Source organism: Mesorhizobium sp. M7A.F.Ca.US.005.03.1.1 (assembly GCF_003997975.1).
Lineage (GTDB): Bacteria > Pseudomonadota > Alphaproteobacteria > Rhizobiales > Rhizobiaceae > Mesorhizobium > Mesorhizobium ciceri.
In genome coordinates this window covers 9,314-32,863 of record NZ_RZRO01000021.1, presented here as the reverse complement: position 1 = coordinate 32,863, position 23,550 = coordinate 9,314, and the positions used below count along the sequence as shown (strand labels likewise).

Below are 23,550 nucleotides of genomic sequence, written 5' to 3'. Positions count from 1 at the left end.
CTGTTCTTTTTGTTCTTTTGTATTCGCGCGAGATCAACTGTCTGCTTTGGGCATAGACGACGGAGCTGAAAACCGAATCAGGCAATCGCTCACATCCGATGCCGTTGCCCCAAAAGCTTCACAAACCCGCCCGGCACCAGAACCTTTAGCCGGCATGCAGGGCTGACGCGGGAACACTGCTGGTCAACCGGCTGCCTTATCGGCTGCCGTCCTGATTGCCTGGATGTTCTGCCGATAAGCCTCGACGCTGCCGCCTTTGAAGATGGCGGCGCCCGCCACCAGCACATCGGCGCCGGCAGCGGTGACCAGCGGCGCGGTTTCGGCTGAAACACCGCCGTCGATCTCGATTCGGATCGGCCGGCCTCCGACGAGGGCCTTGACCCGCTTCACCTTGTCGACGATCGCTGGGATGAAGGCCTGGCCGCCGAAGCCCGGATTGACGGTCATGATCAGGATCAGGTCGAGCCGGTCGAGCACGTATTCGACCACGCTTTCCGGCGTCGCCGGATTGAGCGACACACCGGCCTTTTTGCCAAGGTTCCTGATGGTCTGCAGCGAGCGGTCAAGATGCGGGCCGGCCTCGGCATGGACGGTCAAACCGTCGCAGCCGGCCTCGGCGAAAGCGGCCAGATAGGGGTCGGCCGGGGCAATCATCAGATGGCAGTCGAAGAAGGCCTTGGTGCGGTTGCGGATCGCCTTGATCACTGGCGGGCCAAAGGTGATGTTGGGCACGAAATGCCCGTCCATAACATCGAGATGTATCCAGTCGGCGCCGGCTGCCGCTACCGCTTCGACCTCATCGCCGAGTTTGGAAAAATCCGATGCCAGCACCGATGGTGCAATCAGGGTCTTTCTGCTCATGGATGCGGCCTTTCCGAGTGTCCTTCTCGTTGGCCACCCTATCGACTGCCTAATGCGCCGCAGCCGACTTGTCGAGGGTGCAGGCGCGGTCGACGCGCAGGCTGGGACGCGTGCCGTTATCCGCGATCATGCTGCGGCCAATTCCCGCTTGTCCCCACAGCTGCGAAGAAAACCCCGCCGGATTGCTCCGGCGGGGTTTCTGGTCTCGTGTCGAGCAGGTGGTTATTGCTGCTGGAGCTTCAGGATTCTGTCTGGAACCTGGTCCTGCCGCTGTTCGACTTGCGGCCTGCGCCGTGGCAGCACCTGCTGCAGCAGCAGGCCGGGGTTCAGCTCCAGCGACGGTTGTCCGCGGACCGCCCGGCAGTTCGGGTAGCGCCCGATCGTGCCTTCCGGGCAGCGCCTCCTGATGATCGGCTGGCACTGGCCATCGATCATCTGCGAGCCCGGTGCGCATTCCACCTCCTGCCTGCGGCATGCGCCGTTGATCACCTCGGTGCCGCGCGGGCAGACACATTCGCCGCGCTTGTTGTGGACCTGGCCGCGTATGTCGCACTGCTCCTGCGTCGGCTGCTTGCGCCGGCAGGCATTGCCCCGCACCTCGGTACCCCTCGGGCAGACACAATTGCCGTCGGCGTCGTGGACCTGGCCACGGATGGTGCACTGGTCAGGCCTTGGCCGGATCGGGCGGCAGGCGCCGTTTCTGACCTCGTTGCCTTGCGGGCAGACGCAGTCTCCGTCCGCGTCGTGGACCTGGCCACGGATGATGCACTGCTCAGGCTTCGGCCGGATCGGACGGCAGGCGCCATTGCGCACCTCGGTCCCTCGCGGGCAGACACAGTCTCCATCGGCATCGTGGACCTGGCCACGGATCGTGCACTGCTCCGGCTTTGGCTGGATCGGGCGGCAGGCATTGCCCCTGATCTCGGTTCCCCTGGGGCAAACACAATCGCCATCCGCATTGTGGACCTGGCCACGGATAGTGCACTGCTCGGGCTTGTCGGTCCTGACGCACCTGCCGTTCTCGAGCCCGGTTCCGCGTGGGCAGACGCAGCGTCCGTCCTCGGTGCGGATCTGGCCCTCGAGCAGCACACAGCGTTTCGGCTGTTCCGGCTTCGGCACGATACCACCGCCCGGCGAGCACTGGCCGTTGCGGTAGGTGGTGCCTTCGGGGCAAACGCAGCGGCCGGCATCGTTCATGACGAAGCCTTGCGAGCATTCCTTCCTCGTCTCCTGGCTAATGGTGAAGGGATGGCAGGCATAGGCCTTGCTGTGATCGCCCTGCACATTGGTCTGATCGCCGCCAAGCACGTCGCCACCGCCCTGCACCCGTGTGTCGGGAGACAGCACGCCGACGCAGTTCTGGCCGCTGACATTGCCCTGCAGATTGGCCAGGCGGCCGTCGTCGGGAATGACCACGGTGACATGGTGCACCCGGCTTTCGCCGGCGCCGAGCGTCAGGTTGGCAATGCAGGACGCAGGCAAGGTTGCCGGTTCCGGCGAGCAGCCGAAGGGCGGATCGATCGAGGTGATCTCAACGCCTTCCAGCCTGCCGAGACCCTCCACGCCGATCGCATCGCCGATGCGGACCGGCCCGGAGAAGGCGGTCGCTCCTTCATTGGTGATGGTGATCTCGAACGAGCAGGGTTGGCCGAGCCTGCATTCGCGGTCGCCGGTCTTTTCGACACGGATGGTCGAAGAACCGCCGCCCTTGGCGCAGGCCTGGCCAAAGGGATAGACGACGTCGTCGCCCGGCGCAGGCCCATAGGAGCCGCGCGCGCAGTTTTCGAACGCGCCATTCGCCGAGACCGTCACGTCGAAGTGGCGGCTGGTTCCAGGTGTCATGACGGCACCGGGAATCTGGCACGACAGCGCATTGGCCGGAACCGGTCCGCACGCCCATTCCGCGCCGTCGGGGGTGACGGTCTGGATCTGGACGGGCGCGCCGCCGGCCACCAGCGTGGCGGCATCGTTGACCCGCACCGGACCGTTGGGGGCAGCGGTGCCAAGGCTGATGACAGTGATGCGGCAAGAGACGACCGCGGCACCGGCGAGCGAGCCGTTGCACACCTTGGTGATGCGCAGGGTCGGCTTGCCGCCATTGGGATGACGGAAGCGTTCCTTGGCGCAGGCCTTGTTGTTGGTGAGGTCGTTTTCACCGGGGATGGGCTTCACCTCAGCGCAATTCTCGACAGTGTCCGACTGGTAGCCGGCCGGCATGACCGCCTTCACGACGATCGGCGTCGAGGCGCCCGCAGGCAGCGAGATGCCGGCATTGTCGCAACGGAACTGGCCGGGGCCGTTCGGTCCGCATGTCCAGGGCGGGCTCGGCCCGAAGGTCGAGGAGGACGGCGCGCCGCCCGGATAGCTGTCGATCACCGTCAGCGGTCCGTTATAGGTCGATGTGCCGTTGTTGATGATGTCGATCACGAAGGTGCAGATGCCGTCGGCCGAGCAGACCGGGACGCGGGCACGCTTCTTCAGGATCAGGTCGACCTTCTTCTCCACCGGCGGCCGGCAGTCGCGGTCACGGTCGCCGCGCCGGCAGATCGGGATCGAGGCACAGCCGCGATCGTTCGACTGGCTGCCGAACAGCGGCTTGCCGCTGGCGCCATAATTGTAGGTGGCGCAGTTGCGTAAAGCACCGCCTTGCCAGCCTCCGGCCGGCTTGAAGCCGAGCTTGAGGTCGACGGAGGCCCCCGGATTGAGCGTGGTCACCGGATAGGTGCAGGTCATCGGGGTGGTTCCGGGTACGCAGACCCAAGGTGGATTTGGCCCTGAATCGAGCGTCGAGCCGGCCGGCAGCGTCACCTCGTCGAGCACGATCTTGCCGTGGTAGGCTCCGGTGCCGACATTGGTGACCCTGATGGTGAAGTCGCAGCCGCCGCCCATCGTGCAACGCGTCACGTCGGCGCGTTTCTCGACCTTGAGGTCCGGCTCCTTGTCCCTGGGCGGGCACCTCTGGTCACGCGGGATGACGATGTCGATCGTCTGCGTGCAGCACAGGCCCCAGCCTTCCTTCGGACCGGCATAGGTTTCGATGCCGGTGACGATGAGGTGGATGACGTCGCCGGGCGAGGCACCGACGATCTTCCAGTTGAGCACACCGCCGCCCGCCGGCACCAATTGGGTATCGGGGATGATGTTGATGCCGGGCGTGCTCGTCGACACCTGCACCCACTTGCCGCCCATCTCCGGGCCGACCGGCATGTGATAGATGAAGGCGCCGCCGCCGGGCACGCAGTCGACCGTACCGCGTTCCACCTTGAAGCATTCCTTGCCGGGAGGTGGCGGTGGCGGATTGCACTTGGTGACGTCGATCTTGATCGAGGTCTTCACGCCGGTCTTGAAGTCACCGTCGTCGGGCTTGCTCGGATCCTGCGATGGGATGATGGTCCCGGTGCCCGGTCCGGCCGTCACCTTGATCATGCCCTGGTTGTCGACGATCGTCGGCGCGGGAAATGCCGCACGATCGATCTTGGCCGTGATCGCGAAGTTGATCACACGCTCGTTGGCAGCGCCGACGCCGTCGACATCGGACGTGGAGATGCGGAAATCGGAAACCGTGGCAGTATCGTTCGGATTTGCCGAAGTGCTGATCGTTGCACCCGGCAGTGGTCCGCCGGACGAATCCGTGCCGTCGCCGGACACGTTGACGTTGATGATCGCAAGGCCGTGCGGAAGCTGGTCCTTGAAGTCGATCCTGACCTTCTTCAGCCTGGCCTCGAGGCTCGGGTCGGCAAGGCCCTGCGGATCGCCGCGCAAGCCGAAGCTCAGCGAGTAGACGACGTAATCGCAGCCTCTTTGAACGCCTGTCTTGGTGAAGAAAGGCACCACCTGGTCAGGCCTCGGAGTGACGACGCGCGAACTGTCGAGATCGAGCTTCAGCTCCGGGGTGATCGAGGCAGCGTCTTCTGCAAAGCCTTGCACCGGGGTGAACATGGCGACCGCGATACCGGCCGCCATCAGCCAGCGCGCGCCGCGCCTGGCGTATGACAGGGGTTTCATGATCGTCTCCATGACGGTTGTTTGGACGTTCGTTGCGAGCGGGGAGAGTGCGAGATTTTTCATCTTCCCCTCCTCAACGTTCGCAGCTGGCGGCTGGGGTTCTGAGCGGCAAAGTCATCTTGCAGCAAGGGTAATAGCCACCCTTGTCCTTGTCGGACTTCCTGTAGAAGCAGAGCCCGACATCGACTGTGTCGCCCGGATAGTGGCCGGTGATGTCGATCGTGTAAGGCTTGCCGGGCGCATGCGACTGGGATGATGTCACCCCGACGCCTGGCGTCCTGGACTGGACCTTGATCGAATCGCCGCCGAAGCCGGCATGGTCATGGAGATAGAGATCGGCCTCGAGGCCGGAAGGCGTGCAGTAATACTGGACGTCGTCGACGTCGAGACATGGAGGCAGGTTGCCGGGTGGTGGGAAATCCGGCGGGTAGAAGGGGGGCAGGTAGCCGCCCGGGATTTCCTCGTAATAGCCGGCGCGGCCCTCGCAAGGGTGCCAGACGGCAACATCGCCGACATGGCCCTCGACCTCCGGGTCTTCGAAATAACCGTCGAAGTCGACGAACCATGAGCCGAAGGGCGGCACATTGGCCGGCTTGACCAGCTCTTTCGGCGTGATCTGCACACCGTGTACGGCCAGCGGCCCGCCGGCTGCGAGCTGTTCGGCGAGTGAAGGATTGTCGCGCAGCTTGTCGCCCGTGTTGACCAGCGTCTGCGTGCAGACGGAGCTGTCGAGATTGCCGTCGGCATCATAGCCATATTGCAGATCAAGACCGCCGGCCGACTGCCGGTTGCCTTGGGGGAAGCCGACCGCATATTCCTGCGGCACTTCGACCCAGACCGATTCCGTTTCCGGATCGTCCGGGTTCTCCCGGAAATAGCGGATGACCTCGCCTTTACCGGAATCGGCGAACTGGCTGTAATCGTAACGGTTCTCGACCGGACCGCGCTGGGCGAGGTACATGAAGCCGCTATTGTCGAAGGCGATGTCGGTGACGGCGTAGTCCTTGTCGGCCCTGACCGTCAGTTCCCAGCGCGGGTCACCGGCAAAACTGCCGTCGCGAGCGATGCCCACCGACCAGATTTCCGACTTTTCGCCGACCGAATAGTAGAGCCGGCCGCCATGGTAGGAGACACCCCAGACGCGGCGCTCGTCCTGCGTGTAGCCCCAGCTGTCGGGGTCTTCGCTATCGAAGGCGGCACCTTGTATGTCCATCACCGAACCATCGTCGGCGACGGGAGCGAGCCCATGCGTGGGCCGGCCGGCAACGCCGTGATCGAAGCTGTCGATCAGTCTGCCTTCGGCGTCGATGCGATGGATCAGGCCGGTGTCGAGATCGGACGCAAAGAACTCGCGGTGAGTGGCGTCGAAAGTGAGATTGCCGATGCCGGGACCGCTGTTGGTGTCGATGTCGGCGAATTTGGAGACCTGGCCGGTGATGCCGTCGATCTTCCAGACGGTGCCCGGCCCACCACCGTTTTCGGTGCCGAACTGGCCATCCATGAAGGTGGCACCGGCAGCGCCGCGGCGCTGCCTCTCGGGGCGGCCGTCATCGTCGGCATCCGGGGTGACGATACGGATGCCGTGCAGCGAGGTGGCGCCGGCATAGAGATTGGGAATGCCCGATGGAACGCCGTCGCGCACGCCGTCATCATAGGTGACGCCGAACACTTGGCCGATCTGCTCCGCCGTCACCTCGAAGGGCGGCGGCGTGTTGACCAGCTGGCCGGAGGCTGGGCCGCCCAGATGCGAAACGTCGAACACGCGCAAGGTGGCGCGCGTGGGGTCGATGAAGGTTTCGTCGACCGGATCGACGCCGGGCGGCAGGCCCTCTTTTTCGGAATCAGGGGGGTCGAAATTGGGAATGATGGTGCCGGAGAATCCGGTCACCGCCATCGAGCCGGGATAGATGATCCGGGTTTCCTGCGCCTGCGCGGCGCCCAGCCACAGGCCGAGTGCCAGCGCCAGCAACCCGCCTGGATGCACAGCACGGCGCAAGCCGCCATCAAGAGACGACACGAACGAGCCGCGGATGCGAGACATGACACTACCCCCCGTAGTCGACGGGAGAACGTCGGGGCTGGCCGCGCAAATCAGGGCAAGGCGCGGCGGTCCGGCTCGTTCTTCCCTGATCGAATTGTCTGCTTTCCTCAAGACGACGATACGCCTGGTCTTACGCAGGGTCAACGGAATCAGCGGAAAGCCCAGCGCATCGACCCCGTCCCGAAGGCGGTGGTCGCGCCGAGCTCCTGTTGTTCCCGGAGACCGCAGAGCCTCTGGGTTATTGGTCATGGGGGCTTCCTTTCCGGGCCGCACCATGCGGCACCTGGAGATCAGTCGCGGGCGGAGATGGAAAGGTTCATGGAAGGCCTGCGCAGAATGCTTGCGCGCGATGCCGCCTCTTCTTATATACGCGCCAAGCCGTTCGGCGCCGGAGTGCCGGTTGCCGGAACGGGATTTCTTGTGAACAGGGGCTTTCGTCGGAACGCCTGTACGGGTCCTGAGAGCCTGCTTAGCGGAGAGACTAGAGAAATGGCAAAAGTAATCGGTATCGATCTCGGCACCACCAACTCCTGCATCGCCATCATGGATGGCAAGGAGCCCAAGGTAATCGAGAATGCGGAAGGCGCGCGCACGACGCCTTCCATCGTCGCCATCTCGGGCGACGACGAACGTCTGGTCGGCCAGCCGGCCAAGCGCCAGGCGGTCACCAATCCTGAAAACACCATCTTCGCGGTCAAGCGCCTGATCGGCCGCCGCTATGACGATCCGGTGACGGAGAAGGACAAGAAGCTTGTCCCCTACAAGATCGTCAAGGGCGACAATGGCGATGCCTGGGTCGAAGCTGGCGGCAGGAAGCAGTCGCCCTCGCAGATTTCGGCCATGATCCTGCAGAAGATGAAGGAGACGGCGGAAGCCTATCTCGGCGAAAAGGTCGAGAAGGCGGTCATCACCGTTCCGGCCTATTTCAACGACGCCCAGCGCCAGGCGACCAAGGATGCCGGCAAGATCGCCGGCCTTGAAGTGCTGCGCATCATCAACGAGCCGACCGCGGCAGCGCTTGCCTATGGCCTCGACAAGAAGGAAGGCAAGACCATTGCCGTCTATGACCTTGGCGGCGGCACGTTCGACATTTCGGTGCTCGAAATCGGCGATGGCGTGTTCGAGGTCAAGTCGACCAATGGCGACACCTTCCTCGGCGGCGAGGATTTCGACATGCGCCTGGTCGAATACCTGGCGGCCGAGTTCAAGAAGGAACAGGGCATCGACCTGAAGAACGACAAGCTTGCCCTGCAGCGCCTCAAGGAGGCGGCTGAAAAGGCCAAGATCGAGCTGTCGTCGACCACCCAGACCGAAATCAACCTGCCCTTCATCACCGCCGACGCGACCGGGCCGAAGCACCTGACGCTGAAGCTGACGCGCGCCAAGTTCGAGCAGCTGGTCGACGACCTCGTCCAGCGCACGATTGCCCCTTGCAAGGCGGCATTGAAGGATGCCGGCCTGAAGGCGGGCGAGATCGACGAAGTCGTCCTGGTCGGCGGCATGACCCGCATGCCCAAGATCCAGGAAATCGTGAAGCAGTTCTTCGGCAAGGAGCCGCACAAGGGCGTCAATCCGGATGAGGTCGTCGCTCTCGGCGCCGCCATCCAGGCCGGCGTGCTGCAGGGCGACGTCAAGGACGTGCTGTTGCTCGACGTGACGCCGCTGTCGCTCGGCATCGAGACGCTGGGTGGCGTGTTCACCCGCCTGATCGAACGCAACACGACGATCCCGACCAAGAAGAGCCAGGTGTTCTCGACGGCCGAGGACTCACAGTCGGCAGTGACCATCCGGGTCTTCCAGGGTGAGCGCGAAATGGCCGCCGACAACAAGGCGCTCGGCCAGTTCGACCTGGTCGGCATTCCGCCGGCGCCGCGCGGCGTACCGCAGATCGAGGTCACCTTCGACATCGACGCCAACGGCATCGTCAACGTTTCGGCCAAGGACAAGGGCACCGGCAAGGAGCACCAGATCCGCATCCAGGCATCGGGTGGTCTTTCGGACGCCGACATCGAGAAGATGGTCAAGGACGCCGAGGCCAATGCCGAGACCGACAAGAAGCGGCGTGCGCTGGTCGAGGCCCGCAACCAGGCCGAAGCGCTGCTGCATTCCTCGGAGAAGTCGCTGAAGGAATATGGCGACAAGGTTTCGGAAGGCGAGCGCACGGCGATCTCCGACGCGATCGCGGCGCTGAAGACCGCGACCGAAGGCGACGACGCGGCCGACATCGAAGCCAAGAGCCAGGCGCTGGCCGAGGCTTCTATGAAGCTTGGCCAAGCCATGTACGAGGCTTCGCAGAAGGAAGCGGCGGAAGCCGACGCCAAGGCGGACGCCGCCAAGGACAGTGACGTTGTCGACGCCGATTTCGAGGAAATCGACGAAGACGACGACAAGAAGAAGTCGGCCTGAACCGTTTGACGGCAAGATAAAGCGAAAAGCCCGGCGAAGGCCGGGCTTTTTTGCAACCCCTTGCAGAAAAACAGCGGGCCTTGCTGAAAAAATGCAGGCAAAGCCGCGTCGACACTGGCATCCCCCTTCCATCGCACCTAAATCGAAGCGTCAGTGCCGGCAAGAGACGCAACAATGCTTCAAGACGTTGAGCATCCGGACAGCGGGAAAAAATGAAAGCTGATTTCTACGAGACGCTGGGCGTGCAAAAAGGCGCCGATGAGAAGGAGCTCAAGAGCGCTTTCCGCAAGCTCGCCATGCAATTCCATCCCGATCGCAACCCCGGCGACCATTCCTGCGAGCACAAGTTCAAGGAAATCAACGAAGCCTACGAGACGCTGAAAGACCCGCAGAAGCGCGCGGCCTATGACCGCTTCGGTCATGCCGCCTTCGAACAGGGCGGCATGAATGGCGGGGCCCAAGGCTTTGGCGCCGGCGGCTTCGCCGACATTTTCGAGGACATTTTCGGCGACATGATGGGCGGGCGCCAGCGCCGCTCGTCGGGCGGCCGCGAGCGCGGCGCCGACCTGCGCTACAACATGGAAATCACCCTGGAAGAGGCTTTTGCCGGCAAGACCGCACAGATCCGGGTGCCGGCGTCGATCTCGTGCTCTGAATGTTCGGGCAGCGGCGCTAAGCCCGGCACCCAGCCCGTCACCTGCTCGATGTGCAACGGCCACGGCAAGGTGCGCGCCACGCAAGGCTTCTTCTCGATCGAGCGGACCTGCCCGCAATGCCAGGGGCGCGGCCAGACGATCAAGGATCCGTGCCCGAAATGCGCCGGCCAGGGCCGCGTCACCGAGGAGCGTTCGCTGTCGGTCAACATCCCGGCCGGCATCGAGGACGGCACCCGCATCCGCCTTGCCAATGAGGGCGAAGCCGGCCTGCGCGGCGGGCCCTCGGGCGACCTCTATATTTTCCTGGCGGTCAAACCGCACGAGTTCTTCCAACGCGACGGCGCCGATCTCTATTGCAAGGTGCCGATCTCGATGACGACGGCAGCCCTTGGCGGCTCCTTCGAGGTGACGACGCTGGACGGCACGCAGACCAAGGTCAAGGTGACCGAAGGCACACAGAACGGGCGCCAGTTCCGCCTCAAGGGCAAGGGCATGCCTGTGCTGCGCCAGCCCAATGTCGGCGACCTCTACATCCAGACCGCGGTCGAGACGCCGCAGAACCTGACCCGGCGCCAGCGCGAACTTCTGGAGGAGTTCGAACAGCTCTCCTCGCAGGACAATTCGCCTCAATCGAGCGGCTTTTTCGCCCGTATGAAGGATTTCTTCGAGTCTTTCGGCGAGCGTTGATGCACTTTGGCCCGCGTAAGCCGATTTGCCACGCGTAAATCCTTGAATCGCGTCGCCCCTTGAGACGCGACGAAAATTATCTTATCCACGACATGCGTCCGGCCGCGCCTTGCCTAGCACCGCTCAGGTGCTAAGTAACTTTGCGGGGAGCGCTGAGGAGAGCTTGCATGACACGTGGCCCTGGACTGCGGAAGGCGCTTGTCGAAAAGTTCGACGACGAACTCAAATTCTTCAAGGGCTGGATCGACAAGCCGAAGACGGTTGGCTCGATCGTGCCGACCAGTTCGATCACCGCGCGCAAGATGGCCTCGATCGTCAATCCTAAATCCGGCCTGCCAGTGCTCGAGGTCGGTCCCGGTACCGGCGTCATCACCCGCGCCATCCTCGCCCAGGGCGTACGCCCCGAAAACCTCTACGCTGTCGAATATTCCACGGATTTCGTTCGTCACCTGCGGCGGCTCTATCCCGGCGTCAACGTCATCGAGGGCGACGCCTTCAACCTCAACGCCACGCTTGGCGACAAGAGCGGGATGATCTTCGATTCCGTCGTTTCGGGCGTGCCGCTGCTCAACTTTCCGGTCGCCCAGCGCATCGCCTATATCGAGAGCCTGCTCGACCGCATCCCGGCCGGACGGCCGATCGTGCAGCTGACCTACGGACCGATGTCGCCGATCCCGGCCGGCCGCGGTGACTACACGGTCAAGCATTTCGATTTCATCCTCCGCAACATTCCGCCGACGCAGCTGTGGATCTATCGCCGCGAGGCGCACTAAGTGAGAAGGGAATAGGGCAATAGGGGAGTAAGGGAGTAGGGATGAAGGGTTCCATTTCCAGGCTATTTTCTACTCCCATATTCCCCTACTGCCCTATTCCCCTATCCAGCCGTTGATTTGAGCCGTCCTTGGCTGTACCTGTCCGGGAACAAGGGTGGCCAATGGCAGTGATCCCGAAAATCCTCGTCTTCGCCGGCTCGGTGCGCAGCGGCGCCTATAGCGGCAGGGCCGCCGACGTGGCGCAAAAGGAACTCGCCATGCAAGGTGCCGAGGTGACCCGCATCTCGCTCGCCGACTACCCCCTGCCGATCATGGACGAGGATCTGGAAAAGGAAAAAGGCGTTCCCGAAAACGCCCAGAAACTCGGCCGTCTGATCATCGCCCATGACGGGCTGCTGATCGCCACACCCGAATATAACGGCTCCATTCCGCCGCTGCTCAAGAACACGATCGACTGGGTGAGCCGGGTGCGCAGGGATGGTGGCCGGCCAGTCAGGCCGCTGGCCGGCAAGGTCGTTGGCCTCTGCTCGTCCTCCAACGGGCACTTTGCCGGTATCCGCTGCATCAACCATCTGCGCGCGGTGCTGGTGCGTTGCCAGATGGAGGTGGTGACGCCGGAATGCTCGGTGCCCGACGGCGGTGACGCCTTCGACGAGGATGGAAATTTCCGTGACGAAAGACTGCACAAATCGATGGAGCACTTATGCCGCACGCTGATCGAGACCTCGCGCCTGCTGTCCACCCGGATCGAGGCATGATCGCCAATAGCATGCGCGACCGGCTCATCGTCGGCCTCGACGTGCCGACAGTGAAGCAAGCCGAGCAGGCAGTGCGCGAACTCGACGGCATCGTCTCCTTCTACAAGATCGGCTACCAGCTTGCCTTCGCCGGCGGGCTCGACTTCGCCAGGGAGCTGGCCAGCGGCGGCACCAACGTCTTCCTAGACATGAAGCTGCTCGACATCGACCACACGGTGGCCAAGGGTGTCGAGAACATCGTCAAGATGGGCGTGACCATGCTGACCATCCACGCCTATCCCAAGGCCATGCAGGCCGCCGTAGAGGCGGCCAGAGGCAGCGACCTTTGCCTGCTTGCCGTTAGCGTTCTGACCTCGATGGACGAGCAGGACATGATCGACGTCGGCTATGAGTACGATCCGCATACGCTGGTGCTTAGGCGCTCGGAACAGGCGCTGCATGCCGGCATGGGCGGCATCGTCTGCTCGGCCGCGGAGGCCGAGGCGGTGCGCCGGATCGTGGGACCCGACATGGCGGTGGTGACGCCCGGCATCCGGCCGGCGGGCAGCGACCATGGCGACCAGAAGCGCGTGGTGACGCCAGGCCAGGCGATTCGCAACGGCGCCAGCCACCTCGTCGTCGGCCGTCCGATCATTGCTGCGGCCAACAAACGGGAAGCGGCCGAAGCCATCCTCGACGAGATGCGCTCGGCCTGAGATTTCCAGGAACAAGTTCGGAGACCAAGAAAATGCCCAAAGGATATTGGATCGCTCGTGTCGATGTGCGCGACGCGGAAGGCTACAAGGACTATGTCTCCGCCGCCAAACCTGCCTTCGAGCGCTTCGGCGCGAAGTTCCTGGCGCGCGGCGGCGAGCATGAAAAGGCCGAAGGCCCCGGCCGCGCACGCAATGTCATCATCGAGTTCGAATCGCTGGCCGCCGCGCATGATTGCTACCATTCGCCGGAATACCAGCGCGCCGCCGCCATCCGCCAGAAGGTCGCCGACGGCGAGATCGTCCTGGTCGAGGGCGCCTGAGGTCCCCTGCAAGCATAGTTCCGGTTTTAGCCGGAGACGTGCTCAAAATCGGATAGAGCCTGGCGGCGTTTGAAGCCCCGCAGGCTCATTTTACATATCTTTGCTCCGCGATTTCACGGTGATCTGCCTGGCGCAGTTGCCAGGTGCGGAGCCGTGCCGACGAGCGCTCATTCAACGCCGGTCGGATTGCCGGTTGACATGCAGGTATTTACCTGCATATTATGCCTTACAACAGAGTGAGGCAGATGGACGCCGACAAGGTTTTCAAAGCGCTGGGCGACCCGACACGCAGAAGGCTGCTTGACCTTCTGTGCGAGCAGAACGGGCAGACGCTCAGTCAGCTTTGCGATCATCTGGACATGGCCAGGCAATCCGCCACCCAGCACCTCGACCTGCTGGAGGCGGCCAACCTGGTGAGCACGGTCAAGCGCGGCCGCGAAAAACTACATTTCATCAATCCCGTGCCGCTGCACGAAGTCTACGAGCGCTGGGTACGGAAATTCGAACGGCAGCGGCTCAGCCTGCTGCACGACCTGAAGCAGGAACTCGAAGGAGAAGACCAATGACCAGGGAAACGACCAGCTTTGTCTACGTGACCTATATCCGCTCGACGCCGCAGAAGGTGTTCGAGGCGATAATCAAGCCCGAGATCGCAAAGCGCTACTGGGGCCACGAGAACGTCTCCGAATGGACGCCGGGCTCGAAATGGGAGCACATCCGCGCCAATGACGAACGGACTGTCGAACTCGTCGGCAAGGTCGTCGAGATTTCGCCGCCGACCCGCCTCGTCATCACCTGGGCGAACGCTTCGCAGGCGGACGATCCGTCAAAAACCAGCCGCGTGACGTTCGCCATCGAGGAATACGACACCATGGTGCGGCTGACCGTCAGCCATGACGAGCTCGAGGCCGGCAGCGGCATGGCGAAGGGCGTCAGCCAGGGTTGGCCGGCGGTGCTGTCCAGCCTGAAATCCTTCCTCGAAACCGGCAGCGGCATCGATATTTTCGCCAAGCCGAAATCGGCCTGATGTTGCGGCCTCGAGCAGAATCAGACCCGTGGAGAATGACAATGACCAAGCGCTATACCGGCGGCTGCGCATGCGGCGCGATCCGTTACGAGACCAATGACGAGCCGATCTTCCAGAACCACTGCCAATGCAGCGATTGCCAGAAGCGCTCAGGCACCGGCCACGGATCCTACCTGACCTTCGGCCAGCGTGCCGATATGGCCATTACCGGGGAGGTGAGCACCTGGCGCGTGGCGGGCGCCAGCGGCAATGAAAAAATCCACACCTTCTGTCCAACCTGCGGAACGCCGGTCTTTCTGATATCCGTCGCCATGCCGGAATTCATAGCGGTCCATGCGGCCAGCCTCGACGATCCGGAACAGTTCAGCCCACAGATGGTGACTTACACGAGCCACGGCCATGCCTGGGACAAGATGGATCCCGCCTTGCAGGCGGTCGAGCGAATGCCGTAGTGAAACGCGTCCGCCGGTCGGCCCGCGATCTGCCGTAGCGCCTTCAGGCGCGATGCTCTTGGCCGATCAGCCGGCTCGCCGCTGTCTCGGCTATGGCATCGGCAAGCTCGAGGCCCCATTGCTGGCGGCAATAGGCGCGGAAATCGAAGCAGGGCAGGCCGGGGCAGACCTCGAACTCGATGAGGTGGACGGTGTCGTCGGCCTCGACCCTGAGATCGATGGAAAACACGTCGCGCAGGCCGAGCCCGCTCATCAGCCGCCCGGCGATCGCACGAATCCTGGCGTCGGCGGCCGGCTGGCTGTCGGCGACCGCGACGAGCTCCGGCTCGGCGTAATGTCCCGCCGCTTTCGCTGCCTCGCCAGTGTCGCCGTAGAGCGCCAGGCTGTCGGCCATGGTCTGGAAATCGGCGCCTGAATCGACAAAGGCCACGCCAAGCACTTCGACTCCCGCGCCCGGCATCAGGCTAAGGAAACTGGCGCGCACGTTGCGGCCGGCGACGTAGGGCTGGACGACGACATCGTCGCGATAGGCCGAAAAGACGCGCCGGCTGAGCTCCAAAGCGTGGGCGAGATCGCCGCAGCGCGACTCCGGCCAGATGCCGATCTTGGCGCCGAGCCGGTTGGGCTTGACGAACCAGCCGGCGGGCGAGGCCGGCGGCTCGACCAGCCATTGGCCGTCACGCGCGAGCCCAGCCTGTGGCACCGGCAGGCCGAGCGCGCCGAGCACGGCGCCGGAGCGGAACTTGTCCTGGCAGAGCGCGAACAGCGCATCGTCGGCGCCGATTGTCTTGAAACCGCCCAGTCGCGCCAAAGCGGGCGCCGCGCCGCCGCGGAAATAGGCGATGCCGTCGGTCAGCGTCCAGACCAGCGTTGTGCTGGGATGCTCGCCGGCGAGCACGCTGGCAGCGTCGTCGAGCGCCACCGGCGTGAACGACAGGCCGCGTGCCTGGCAGGCACGGCCAAGCACGTCGAATTCAGGAGCGAGATCGGTCGACTGCGCCAGATAGGACGCGATTTCGGTTGCGCGCTGCGGCGCATGGCCGTCGGCGACCAGACGGTCGAAACAAGCCTTTTCCGGCTCATGGACGAGTATCAGTTTCGGCTTACGGCTTGGCATGAGATGAACGATCCCCGGCGGTACGATCACCTACCATCGCATGGTCGAGACGTCAGGCTCTCGCGAAACCGACACGGTGCGGGCGGTGGCGTGACAACGCACCGTCCGACCGTAGAATCCAGTTCGATCAGGCGATCAGCACGCGCGGCTCGAAGCGGCCGTTGACGGGAATATCGAGCAGAAAGGTCATGCCGCCCTGCAGATCCAGCAGACGCTGCTTCTCATCCTTGCCCGACCAGGCGGAGGTGACCGCCAGCCGGTCGGCCTTGGCGCCGACGAAGGCTGGGCAGGATGGCTGCGTCACCGGCATGGCGACCGTGCGGACGAGCTTGCCGTCGGGTCCGTAGGCTTCGATGACGCTGCCGCCCCAGACGGCGTTCCACAGGATGCCGTCGCGGTCGAGCACCGACCCGTCGACATAGCCCTTGGCCGAGCGGTGGTCGACGAACAGCTTGGGCTCACCGGCAGGCAGACCGGTCGCCGGGTCGCAGGCGACGCGCATCAGCAGCCCGGTCGAGGTGTCGGTGTAGTAAGCGATCGCGCCATCCTCGGTAAAACAGATCGAATTGGAGACGGTGATGTCCGAAAACAGCTGGCGCAGTTCGCCCTTGAAAAACCAGTAGATCGAACCCGCGCCTTTTTCCTCGCCCTTGCCCATGGTGCCCATCCACAGGGCGCCGCAGGGATGGACGCGGGAATCGTTGGAGCGCGTGACCGGATTGTCGGCCTCGACAGGCGTGTGCAGCGTCAGCTTGCCGGTCGCGACATCGCGGACATAAAGGCCGGTCTCGGCGGCGATCAGCTGGCGCTTGTCGTCGATGACGGCGATGGCGCTCGCCATTTGGCCAAGCTCATGGACGGTGGTCGCGCCGCCGGACAGCCGCTTTTCCAGAAGCTGGCTGTTGACGATGTCAAACCAGTAGAGCGTATCGGTGGCGGGATCGTAGCTCGGCCCCTCGCCGAGCTGGCAGACGTGATCGGAAAAAACCGAAACGATCGCTTCGCTCATCCTGCTTCTCCGAACACCGCATCCCAGGCCGCGACGGCAGCTTGCGCACGCGCGGCCACCTCGTCGACGCTCATGCCCGGCTTGAACAGGCTGGAGCCCAGACCAAAGGCGGTCACGCCGGCAGCCTTGTAGCCGGCAAAATCTTTTTCGGAGACACCGCCGACGGCACCGACCAATGTCTGCGCCGGCAACACCGCGCGCATCGCTGAAATGCCGCCGGCACCCAGCACGCTCGCCGGGAAGAATTTCAGGGCCGAGGCGCCGAGCTTGATCGCCAGGAAAGCCTCGGTCGGCGTGAACACGCCGGGCATCGTCACCATGCCGTAATGCATGGCGCGCGCCATCACCTCGGCATCGATGTTGGGACTGACCAGAAGCCGCCCTCCGGCCTGGTGCAAGCCATCGACATCGGCCGGCGTCAGCACCGTGCCGGCGCCGACCAGCGCCGTTTTCGGCAGCACTTGGACGATGCGGGCGATCGACGAGAACGGTTGCGGCGAGTTGAGCGGCACTTCGATCGCCTCGATGCCAGCGTCGAACAGCGCCTGGCCCATGGCCATCGCCTCGGTGGGCTTGAGCCCGCGAAGGATGGCAACCAGGCCGCGCTTGAGTTTTGGAAACGGTGCGGTCTGGCTCATCGGGCAACTCCAATTCTGGCGATCATGCCGTTCTCGCGCGCCGCCTCGACGAGACCGGCACGCACTGCCTCGTCGGCGTCGACGGCCCGGACCTCAAGCCCAGCAAGACCAAGTGCGGCCTGGTAGAGTGCGGCCAGCGCGCCGGAGGCAATCAGCACCACGGGTTCGGCACCGGCGCCATGCCGGCGGCTGGCGGAGGCGATCTCGCCGCCGATCAAAAGGCCGGACAGGCAGGCGGCGGCATCGTCGGCTTTCAGATCCTGCAGCAGGCCGGCGGCGCGGATCGAAAACAGCCGCGAGGTGACATCGCCGCCTTCGCCCAATGCGGTGTCGCACCAGCGGCGGAAGAACGGATTGTCCGATGTGACCGGCTTGGGGTGCTCGCCGAGCGAGTGGCGCAGGATCGAGTGCGCGGCAAGCACGGAAAACAGCTCGCCGGTCGGCCAGGTGCCGAAGCCGGTGACGGCGCCGTCCTCGACCAGCACCCATTTCGAATGGGTGCCGGGCATGCAGACCAGCTGGCGCCCCCTGGCCGGCAGGCCGGCGCCGGCAAGCTGGGTTTCCTCGCCGCGCATGACGTCGGGCGCGTCAGTCAGCCGCTGGGCAAGGCCCGGAACGATGCGGATGTCGCGGCTTTGGCCGGGCACGCTGGCGGCACCCGCAAGGATGGCGGTAAGCGGCGCCGGCACGGTGACATAGGGCGCTTCCAGCCAGCCCTGGCGGGACCCGGCCATGCCGCAGATGATGACGGGCAGCGCCGCTGGTGCTCCCATCGCCGCCAGATGCCCTTCGAGGATGGTCGAAAAGCCCTTTTGCTGCGCGGTGATCAGGCCGTCATCGCCGCGGCGTTCGGCAAGCATCTTGCCTTGCCCGTCGATCAGCCAGACCCGCATGCGGGTCGTGCCCCAGTCGACGGCGGCGACCGCCGGTGCGTTGCCGGCTTGGCTCACAGGAAACCTCCATCGACGATCAGCATCTGCGCCGTCAGCATGCGCGAAGCGTCCGAGGCCAGGAACAGCACCGTGCCGACGATGTCGTCGGGCTGCATCACCTGTTTTATGCACTGCTTGGCGACATGGGCGGCAAGCCCCTGTTCGGTCACCCAGAGCTCCTTCTGCCGCTCGGTGATCACCCAGCCGGGCGCGATGGCGTTGACGCGGATGCCGTCCACACCGAGCTTGCCGGCCAGCCCCTTGGTCAGACCGAGGATACCGGCCTTGGCGGCCGTGTAGGACGGCATGTCGGGGTGGTTGATCAGATAGGACGTCGAGGTGAAGTTGATGATCGAGCCGCCGCCGGCCCGCTTCATGCCCGGCGCCACCGCTTGCGCGGTGAAGAAATGCGGCCTCAGATTAATGGCTTGGTTGTTGTCCCAGAACTCGACCGTCACGTCTTCGACGGCGTGGCGTTCGTCCCAGGCCGCATTGTTGACCAGCACGGTGACATCGCCATGCGCCTCGGCAGCCTTCGCGGCGGACGCCCGCAGGGCCTCGACATCGCGCAAATCGGTCTTGAGATAGAGCGGCCGGCGGCCGAATTCTTTCTCGATGCGGTCGGCAAGAGCTGTGCTTGGGCCGTCGGCGATGTCGATGAAGGCGACATTGGCGCCCTGGCGCACAAAACCCTCGGTCAGTGCCGCGCCAATTCCGGAGCCGCCGCCGGTGATCAGCACCGAGGCTCCTTCGAGGTCGGCAAAATGCGCCGATGGCATCATCGTTGTTGTCTCCCAGCGCATGACCCCGAAAATCGGATCGATTTTCGGAAAGGGATCATGCGCAAATGTTAAATGCTACAGCGTCCTTTGCGCGTCTTGAAAGACGCGCGGCGCCGTAGCGTGATCGGCGCGCATCCTAGCCACGCAAGGCGCGCGGGCAAGGGCGAACCGCCGAATTTCAGGGCTTATGTCAGACAAAACGACAATGCGCCGCACCGGATGCGCACGGCAGCACCGTCGGGGTTGGGGATTGCGGAGGACCGCCGGTCAGATCGCCTTGGCGCGCAGGGCGCCGCGGAAGGAATCGCGGAGATAGCCGAGCGTGGCGTCGGCATCGACCGGCTTGCCGAACAGATAGCCCTGTCCGCCGGCGCAGCCAAACTGGACCAGGCGATCGGCCTGCGCTTCCTGCTCGATTCCTTCGGCGACGACGTCCATGCCGAGCCCTTCGCACATGGCCAGAATGGCGCGGATGATGTGTTCCGACGGCCTGTCGTCGAGAATGGAGGAGACGAAGGCGCGGTCGATCTTGAGCTTGTCGAAATGGAATTCGCGCAAGCGGCCGAGCGAGGATTGGCCGGTGCCGAAATCGTCGAGCGAGACGCGGATGCCGACGCGGCGCAGATCCTCGACGATCTGAGCGGCCGAGGCCGGGTCGTTCATCAGGCCGGTCTCGGTGATCTCGATCTCCAGCCGGCGCGGATCGAAGCCGGTGCGGTCGAGGATCGCCAGTATGTGCAGGCCGGTGTTCTGGTCGACGAGCTGCGAGGGTGACAGGTTGAACGACAGGAACAGGTCCTTTGGCCAGCTTCTGGCGGCCTCCGTCGCCTTGCGCAGCACCAGCTGCGACAACGGGCCGATGATGCCGCGCTCCTCGGCGATGGGAATGAAGACGGTCGGCGGCACGGAACCCAGGTCGCGGTCGGTCCAGCGCGCCAGCGTCTCGAAGCCGATGGTGCGGCGCGTGGCGAGATCGACGATGGGTTGGAAATGCGGCTCCACCTCGCCGGCCGAGACAGCCCGGCGCAGCGCCTGTTCGATGCGGGTGACGCGCTTGGCCGCTTCTTCCATCTCACGGGTGTAGACGACGACGCGGCCACGGCCGGAACGCTTGGCGTGGTAGAGTGCCGTCTCTGCCTTGTTGATGAGGATTTCCGTGGTCTCGTCGCCCGAATAGAACAACGAGCAGCCGACCGAGGCCGAAAGCCTGGCGGTGCGTTCGCCGACATCGTAGGGCGCCGACAGGATCTCGATCAGCATGCGCGACTTTTCGGCCGCAGCGTCCTCGCTGAATACCATCGGATAGAGAAAAGCGAATTCGTCGGCGCCGATGCGGCAGACCGTGGAATAGCCGTCCATAGAGGCGCGCAGCCGCATCGCGACCTGGATCAGGATGTCGTCGCCGGCCTTGTGGCCGAACAGATCGTTGATCGGCTTGAAGCCGTCGAGGTCGAGAATCCCGACGGTAAAGGGCGCGGGATCGTCGGCTCGGTCGGCGATCAGCCGATCGACCTTGTCGAAGAAGCGGCGATGGTTGCCAAGCCCGGTCAACGGATCGGTGAATGCCAGATCCGTGCTCTCCCTGTTTGCCTGACCGGTGCCAAACGAAGTTTGCATCGGTGTCCCTGTTTTGTGACTTCGGAATTTATTTTCAGACTGGCAGCAAACCCTTTAGGAAACGTATCGCGAAATCGATTTTCCATGGGCAACCGCGACCTGTTTCGAAGGATCGATGTGAGGTGTGCATTCGGGCTCAAGGAACAACGAGGACGCGCAGCCTGGCTCCTGTCACGGAATGACCGGCAGGGCCGAGCTTGCGACTTGCTGATGCCAATCTTCAAAAGGTCGCGATTGGCAGACGGGCAGTGAGCCTGTACAGGCAGGACAGTCGTCCATCCGAGCCGCCGGAGACCCGCCATGAAGCTGAAAATCGCCGTCCAGATGGACCACATCTCCACCGTGTCGATCGCCGGCGACACCTCGTTCGCGCTGTCGCTGGAAGCGCAGCGGCGTGGCCATGAGCTGTTCCACTACACGCCGGGTCGGCTGTCGTTGCGCGACGGCAAGGTGTTTGCCCGCATTGAGGAGATGCAGGTGCGCGACGAGAAAGGCAGCCACTATTCGCTGGGCGAGAAGGTGCGCACCGATCTGTCGGAGATGGACGTCGTCCTGCTGCGCCAGGATCCGCCCTTCGACATGAACTACATCACCACCACGCACATCCTGGAGCGCATCCACCCGAAGACGCTCGTGGTCAACGACCCGGCCTGGGTGCGCAACAGCCCGGAAAAGATCTTCGTCACCGAATTTGCCGACCTGATGCCGGACACGCTGATCACCAAGGATCCACTCGAAGTTGCCGCCTTCCGCAAGGAGTTCGGCGACATCATCGTCAAGCCGCTCTACGGCAATGGCGGCGCCGGCATCTTCCATCTGCTGGAGGGCGACCGCAACCTGGCCTCGCTGCTGGAAATGTTCGGCCAGATGTTTCGCGAACCCTATATCGTGCAGCGCTATCTCAAGGACGTGCGCAAGGGCGACAAGCGCATCATCCTGATCGACGGCGAGCCGGTCGGCGCCATCAACCGGGTGCCCGCCGAACATGATTCCCGCTCCAATATGCATGTCGGCGGCCGCGCCGAAAAGACCGAGCTGACGGCGCGCGAACGCGAGATCTGCGCCCGCATCGGGCCGTCGCTGAAGGAGCGTGGCTTCATCCTGGTCGGCATCGACGTCATCGGTGACTACATGACCGAGATCAATGTCACCTCGCCGACCGGCGTGCGCGAGGTCAAACGCTTCGGCGGCGCCGACATCGCCAGCCTGTTCTGGGACGCGGTCGAGGACAAGCGCGGGTAAGCCGTTTTCATTTTGTCTTAACCATGTTCCGTTTTTGCAACCGCGCTCAATTCGGCTGCAACCCACGCGCTCACATGTTCCCGTAATGTTCTTGATTTGACCGAGGATTTGTGATTGTCTGCCCGTGGGGCCATTTCTTGGCCATCGCGTGGGTTGTGGCCTGGGGGCAAAGAAATGGTGGCGCGGGTTCGCACGGTCGCTTTCCAAGGCATCGAGGCCGTGCCGGTCGACGTGCAGGTGATGATCGCGCCCGGCAAGGTCAACATGCACATCGTCGGCCTGGGCGACAAGGCGGTGGCCGAAAGCCGCGAGCGGGTGCAGGCCGCACTGCATGCTTCAGGCCTGTCGATGCCGTCGAAGAAGGTCACGGTCAATCTGGCGCCGGCCGACCTGCCGAAGGAAGGCAGTCACTACGACCTGCCGATCGCGCTTGGCCTGATGGCTGCCCTTGGCGCCATTCCGGGCGACATGCTGGCCGGCTATGTCGTACTTGGAGAATTGTCGCTCGACGGCACGATTGCCGCGGTCGCCGGCGCCTTGCCGGCGGCGATCGCCGCCAATGCCGAGGGCAAAGGCCTGATCTGCCCGTTCGCCTGCGGACCTGAGGCGGCCTGGGCTGGAAAGGATTTCGACATTCTGGCACCGCGCAGCCTGATTGCCATCGCCAATCATTTTCGCGGCACGCAGGTGCTGTCGCGCCCCGAGGCCGGCATCCACGCCGCCGCGCCGGATTTGCCCGACCTCGCCGACATCAAGGGCCAGGAGACCGCCAAGCGGGCGCTGGAAGTGGCGGCCGCCGGCGGGCATAATCTTCTCATGATCGGCCCGCCGGGCTCGGGCAAATCGATGCTGGCGCAGCGGCTGCCGTCGATCCTGCCGCCGCTGGCGCCGAAGGAATTGCTCGAAGTCTCGATGATCGCGTCGGTGGCGGGAGAGCTCGGCGAAGGCAAATTGACCGACCGGCGGCCGTTCCGCGCGCCGCACCACTCTGCCTCGATGGCGGCAATGGTTGGCGGCGGCATCCGCGCGCGGCCGGGCGAGGTGTCGCTGGCCCATCACGGCGTGCTGTTCCTCGACGAGTTTCCCGAGTTCACGCCGCAGACGCTCGATGCGCTGCGCCAGCCGTTGGAGACCGGCGACTGCATGATCGCGCGGGCCAACCATCGCGTCACCTATCCAGCGCGTATCCAGCTGGTGGCGGCGATGAACCCGTGCCGTTGCGGCATGGCCGGCGAGCCTGGTTATCGCTGCCTGCGCGGCGAGCGCTGCCGCACCGACTATCAGGCGCGCATTTCGGGCCCGCTGCTCGACCGCATCGATCTCAGGATCGAGGTGCCGGCGGTCTCGGCCAGCGACCTGATCCGGCCCGACCGGGCGGAGAAAAGTGCCGATGTGGCGATGCGCGTGGCACGCGCCCGCACCATCCAGCGCGAGCGCTTCGAGCGGCTCGGCGCCACCCGCGCCACCACCAACGCGCATTGCGCGCCCTCGGTCATCGAGGAGATCGCCATGCCGGACGCCGCCGGCCTGTC

The 23,550-nt window shown here is 64.2% G+C and carries 20 protein-coding genes; 11 read left to right on the top strand and 9 right to left on the bottom strand.

Annotated features, from left to right (window positions below):
* Positions 1 to 183: 183 nt before the first annotated feature.
* From rpe to EN990_RS12010, 3 genes are all read right to left on the bottom strand, one after another.
* Positions 184 to 861, bottom strand: coding sequence for a ribulose-phosphate 3-epimerase (gene rpe / locus EN990_RS12020; protein ID WP_127384711.1), 678 nt, complete (start codon positions 859 to 861; stop codon positions 184 to 186).
* Positions 862 to 1,083: 222 nt separating this feature from the next.
* Positions 1,084 to 4,929: a DUF11 domain-containing protein gene (locus EN990_RS12015; RefSeq protein WP_127369417.1), complete on the bottom strand. Its 3,846-nt coding sequence runs from the start codon at positions 4,927 to 4,929 to the stop codon at positions 1,084 to 1,086.
* Between the two features lie 10 nt (positions 4,930 to 4,939).
* Positions 4,940 to 7,183 carry a hypothetical protein gene (locus EN990_RS12010; RefSeq protein ID WP_032808071.1) on the bottom strand — a complete coding sequence of 748 codons (2,244 nt, stop codon included), beginning with the start codon at positions 7,181 to 7,183 and terminating at the stop codon, positions 4,940 to 4,942.
* Positions 7,184 to 7,396: 213 nt separating this feature from the next.
* On the opposite strand from EN990_RS12010, the gene dnaK reads away from it, so the two are divergent.
* From dnaK to EN990_RS11965, 9 genes are all read left to right on the top strand, one after another.
* Positions 7,397 to 9,313, top strand: a complete 1,917-nt coding sequence (gene dnaK / locus EN990_RS12005) for a molecular chaperone DnaK (RefSeq protein ID WP_024502156.1) — start codon at positions 7,397 to 7,399, stop codon at positions 9,311 to 9,313.
* A 212-nt stretch (positions 9,314 to 9,525) separates the two neighbouring features.
* Positions 9,526 to 10,656, top strand: a complete 1,131-nt coding sequence (gene dnaJ, locus EN990_RS12000; protein WP_013528587.1) for a molecular chaperone DnaJ — start codon at positions 9,526 to 9,528, stop codon at positions 10,654 to 10,656.
* A gap of 167 nt (positions 10,657 to 10,823) precedes the next feature.
* The gene (gene pmtA, locus EN990_RS11995; protein WP_027161171.1) at positions 10,824 to 11,429 is read left to right on the top strand and encodes a phospholipid N-methyltransferase PmtA; all 606 of its coding nucleotides are present in this window, start codon (positions 10,824 to 10,826) and stop codon (positions 11,427 to 11,429) included.
* A 161-nt stretch (positions 11,430 to 11,590) separates the two neighbouring features.
* The gene (locus EN990_RS11990; RefSeq protein ID WP_127368655.1) at positions 11,591 to 12,187 is read left to right on the top strand and encodes an NADPH-dependent FMN reductase; all 597 of its coding nucleotides are present in this window, start codon (positions 11,591 to 11,593) and stop codon (positions 12,185 to 12,187) included.
* Positions 12,184 to 12,882, top strand: a complete 699-nt coding sequence (gene pyrF, locus EN990_RS11985) for an orotidine-5'-phosphate decarboxylase (protein WP_013528590.1) — start codon at positions 12,184 to 12,186, stop codon at positions 12,880 to 12,882. The genes EN990_RS11990 and pyrF overlap by 4 nt, the downstream gene beginning before the upstream one ends.
* A 32-nt stretch (positions 12,883 to 12,914) precedes the next feature.
* Positions 12,915 to 13,202 (top strand): DUF1330 domain-containing protein, encoded by a 288-nt coding sequence (locus tag EN990_RS11980; protein WP_024502158.1) that lies wholly within the window; start codon positions 12,915 to 12,917, stop codon positions 13,200 to 13,202.
* Between the two features lie 245 nt (positions 13,203 to 13,447).
* On the top strand, positions 13,448 to 13,768 hold the full coding sequence (locus EN990_RS11975; RefSeq protein ID WP_024502159.1) for a helix-turn-helix domain-containing protein: 321 nt from the start codon (positions 13,448 to 13,450) through the stop codon (positions 13,766 to 13,768).
* On the top strand, positions 13,765 to 14,229 hold the full coding sequence (locus EN990_RS11970; protein WP_013528593.1) for an SRPBCC family protein: 465 nt from the start codon (positions 13,765 to 13,767) through the stop codon (positions 14,227 to 14,229). The genes EN990_RS11975 and EN990_RS11970 overlap by 4 nt, the downstream gene beginning before the upstream one ends.
* Positions 14,230 to 14,270: 41 nt before the next feature.
* On the top strand, positions 14,271 to 14,681 hold the full coding sequence (locus EN990_RS11965; RefSeq protein ID WP_013528594.1) for a GFA family protein: 411 nt from the start codon (positions 14,271 to 14,273) through the stop codon (positions 14,679 to 14,681).
* Between the two features lie 43 nt (positions 14,682 to 14,724).
* On the opposite strand, the gene EN990_RS11960 is transcribed toward EN990_RS11965, so the two are convergent.
* The 6 genes from EN990_RS11960 to EN990_RS11935 all read right to left on the bottom strand — a co-directional run bounded on the left by EN990_RS11960 (position 14,725) and on the right by EN990_RS11935 (position 20,776).
* On the bottom strand, positions 14,725 to 15,798 hold the full coding sequence (locus EN990_RS11960) for a D-alanine:D-lactate ligase-like protein (RefSeq protein WP_127368653.1): 1,074 nt from the start codon (positions 15,796 to 15,798) through the stop codon (positions 14,725 to 14,727).
* Between the two features lie 127 nt (positions 15,799 to 15,925).
* The gene (locus EN990_RS11955) at positions 15,926 to 16,807 is read right to left on the bottom strand and encodes an SMP-30/gluconolactonase/LRE family protein (RefSeq protein WP_024502161.1); all 882 of its coding nucleotides are present in this window, start codon (positions 16,805 to 16,807) and stop codon (positions 15,926 to 15,928) included.
* A complete protein-coding gene (locus EN990_RS11950; RefSeq protein ID WP_013528597.1) occupies positions 16,804 to 17,445 on the bottom strand; it encodes a 2-dehydro-3-deoxy-6-phosphogalactonate aldolase in 642 nt (213 codons plus the stop codon). The genes EN990_RS11955 and EN990_RS11950 overlap by 4 nt, the downstream gene beginning before the upstream one ends.
* Entirely contained in the window at positions 17,442 to 18,395 is a 954-nt protein-coding gene (locus EN990_RS11945) for a 2-dehydro-3-deoxygalactonokinase (protein WP_127368652.1), read from the bottom strand. Before EN990_RS11945 ends, EN990_RS11950 begins: the two co-directional genes overlap by 4 nt.
* Complete coding sequence (locus tag EN990_RS11940; protein WP_063169668.1) at positions 18,392 to 19,159, bottom strand: SDR family oxidoreductase; 768 nt, start codon at positions 19,157 to 19,159, stop codon at positions 18,392 to 18,394. The genes EN990_RS11945 and EN990_RS11940 overlap by 4 nt, the downstream gene beginning before the upstream one ends.
* A gap of 267 nt (positions 19,160 to 19,426) precedes the next feature.
* Positions 19,427 to 20,776 (bottom strand): EAL domain-containing protein, encoded by a 1,350-nt coding sequence (locus tag EN990_RS11935; protein ID WP_013528600.1) that lies wholly within the window; start codon positions 20,774 to 20,776, stop codon positions 19,427 to 19,429.
* Positions 20,777 to 21,076: 300 nt separating this feature from the next.
* Between EN990_RS11935 and gshB the strand changes: the two genes are divergently transcribed.
* Entirely contained in the window at positions 21,077 to 22,018 is a 942-nt protein-coding gene (gene gshB / locus EN990_RS11930) for a glutathione synthase (protein ID WP_127369626.1), read from the top strand.
* A 174-nt stretch (positions 22,019 to 22,192) separates the two neighbouring features.
* Positions 22,193 to 23,550 (top strand): YifB family Mg chelatase-like AAA ATPase (locus EN990_RS11925; RefSeq protein ID WP_164766109.1); only part of this gene is annotated, 1,358 nt, incomplete at its 3' end.

What these genes read in the sequence shown, in the direction of transcription:
- EN990_RS11955 (WP_024502161.1), bottom strand. Translation starts at nt 16,807, where the DNA reads ATGAGCGAAGCGATCGTTTCGGTTTTTTCCGATCACGTCTGCCAGCTC.
- EN990_RS11980 (WP_024502158.1), top strand. Translation starts at nt 12,915, where the DNA reads ATGCCCAAAGGATATTGGATCGCTCGTGTCGATGTGCGCGACGCGGAA.
- EN990_RS11960 (WP_127368653.1), bottom strand. Translation starts at nt 15,798, where the DNA reads ATGCCAAGCCGTAAGCCGAAACTGATACTCGTCCATGAGCCGGAAAAG.
- EN990_RS11935 (WP_013528600.1), bottom strand. Translation starts at nt 20,776, where the DNA reads ATGCAAACTTCGTTTGGCACCGGTCAGGCAAACAGGGAGAGCACGGAT.
- EN990_RS11970 (WP_013528593.1), top strand. Translation starts at nt 13,765, where the DNA reads ATGACCAGGGAAACGACCAGCTTTGTCTACGTGACCTATATCCGCTCG.
- EN990_RS11940 (WP_063169668.1), bottom strand. Translation starts at nt 19,159, where the DNA reads ATGATGCCATCGGCGCATTTTGCCGACCTCGAAGGAGCCTCGGTGCTG.
- EN990_RS11965 (WP_013528594.1), top strand. Translation starts at nt 14,271, where the DNA reads ATGACCAAGCGCTATACCGGCGGCTGCGCATGCGGCGCGATCCGTTAC.
- EN990_RS12010 (WP_032808071.1), bottom strand. Translation starts at nt 7,183, where the DNA reads ATGGTGCGGCCCGGAAAGGAAGCCCCCATGACCAATAACCCAGAGGCT.
- dnaK (WP_024502156.1), top strand. Translation starts at nt 7,397, where the DNA reads ATGGCAAAAGTAATCGGTATCGATCTCGGCACCACCAACTCCTGCATC.
- gshB (WP_127369626.1), top strand. Translation starts at nt 21,077, where the DNA reads ATGAAGCTGAAAATCGCCGTCCAGATGGACCACATCTCCACCGTGTCG.
- dnaJ (WP_013528587.1), top strand. Translation starts at nt 9,526, where the DNA reads ATGAAAGCTGATTTCTACGAGACGCTGGGCGTGCAAAAAGGCGCCGAT.
- pyrF (WP_013528590.1), top strand. Translation starts at nt 12,184, where the DNA reads ATGATCGCCAATAGCATGCGCGACCGGCTCATCGTCGGCCTCGACGTG.
- EN990_RS12015 (WP_127369417.1), bottom strand. Translation starts at nt 4,929, where the DNA reads ATGAAAAATCTCGCACTCTCCCCGCTCGCAACGAACGTCCAAACAACC.
- EN990_RS11990 (WP_127368655.1), top strand. Translation starts at nt 11,591, where the DNA reads ATGGCAGTGATCCCGAAAATCCTCGTCTTCGCCGGCTCGGTGCGCAGC.
- EN990_RS11975 (WP_024502159.1), top strand. Translation starts at nt 13,448, where the DNA reads ATGGACGCCGACAAGGTTTTCAAAGCGCTGGGCGACCCGACACGCAGA.
- rpe (WP_127384711.1), bottom strand. Translation starts at nt 861, where the DNA reads ATGAGCAGAAAGACCCTGATTGCACCATCGGTGCTGGCATCGGATTTT.
- pmtA (WP_027161171.1), top strand. Translation starts at nt 10,824, where the DNA reads ATGACACGTGGCCCTGGACTGCGGAAGGCGCTTGTCGAAAAGTTCGAC.
- EN990_RS11950 (WP_013528597.1), bottom strand. Translation starts at nt 17,445, where the DNA reads ATGAGCCAGACCGCACCGTTTCCAAAACTCAAGCGCGGCCTGGTTGCC.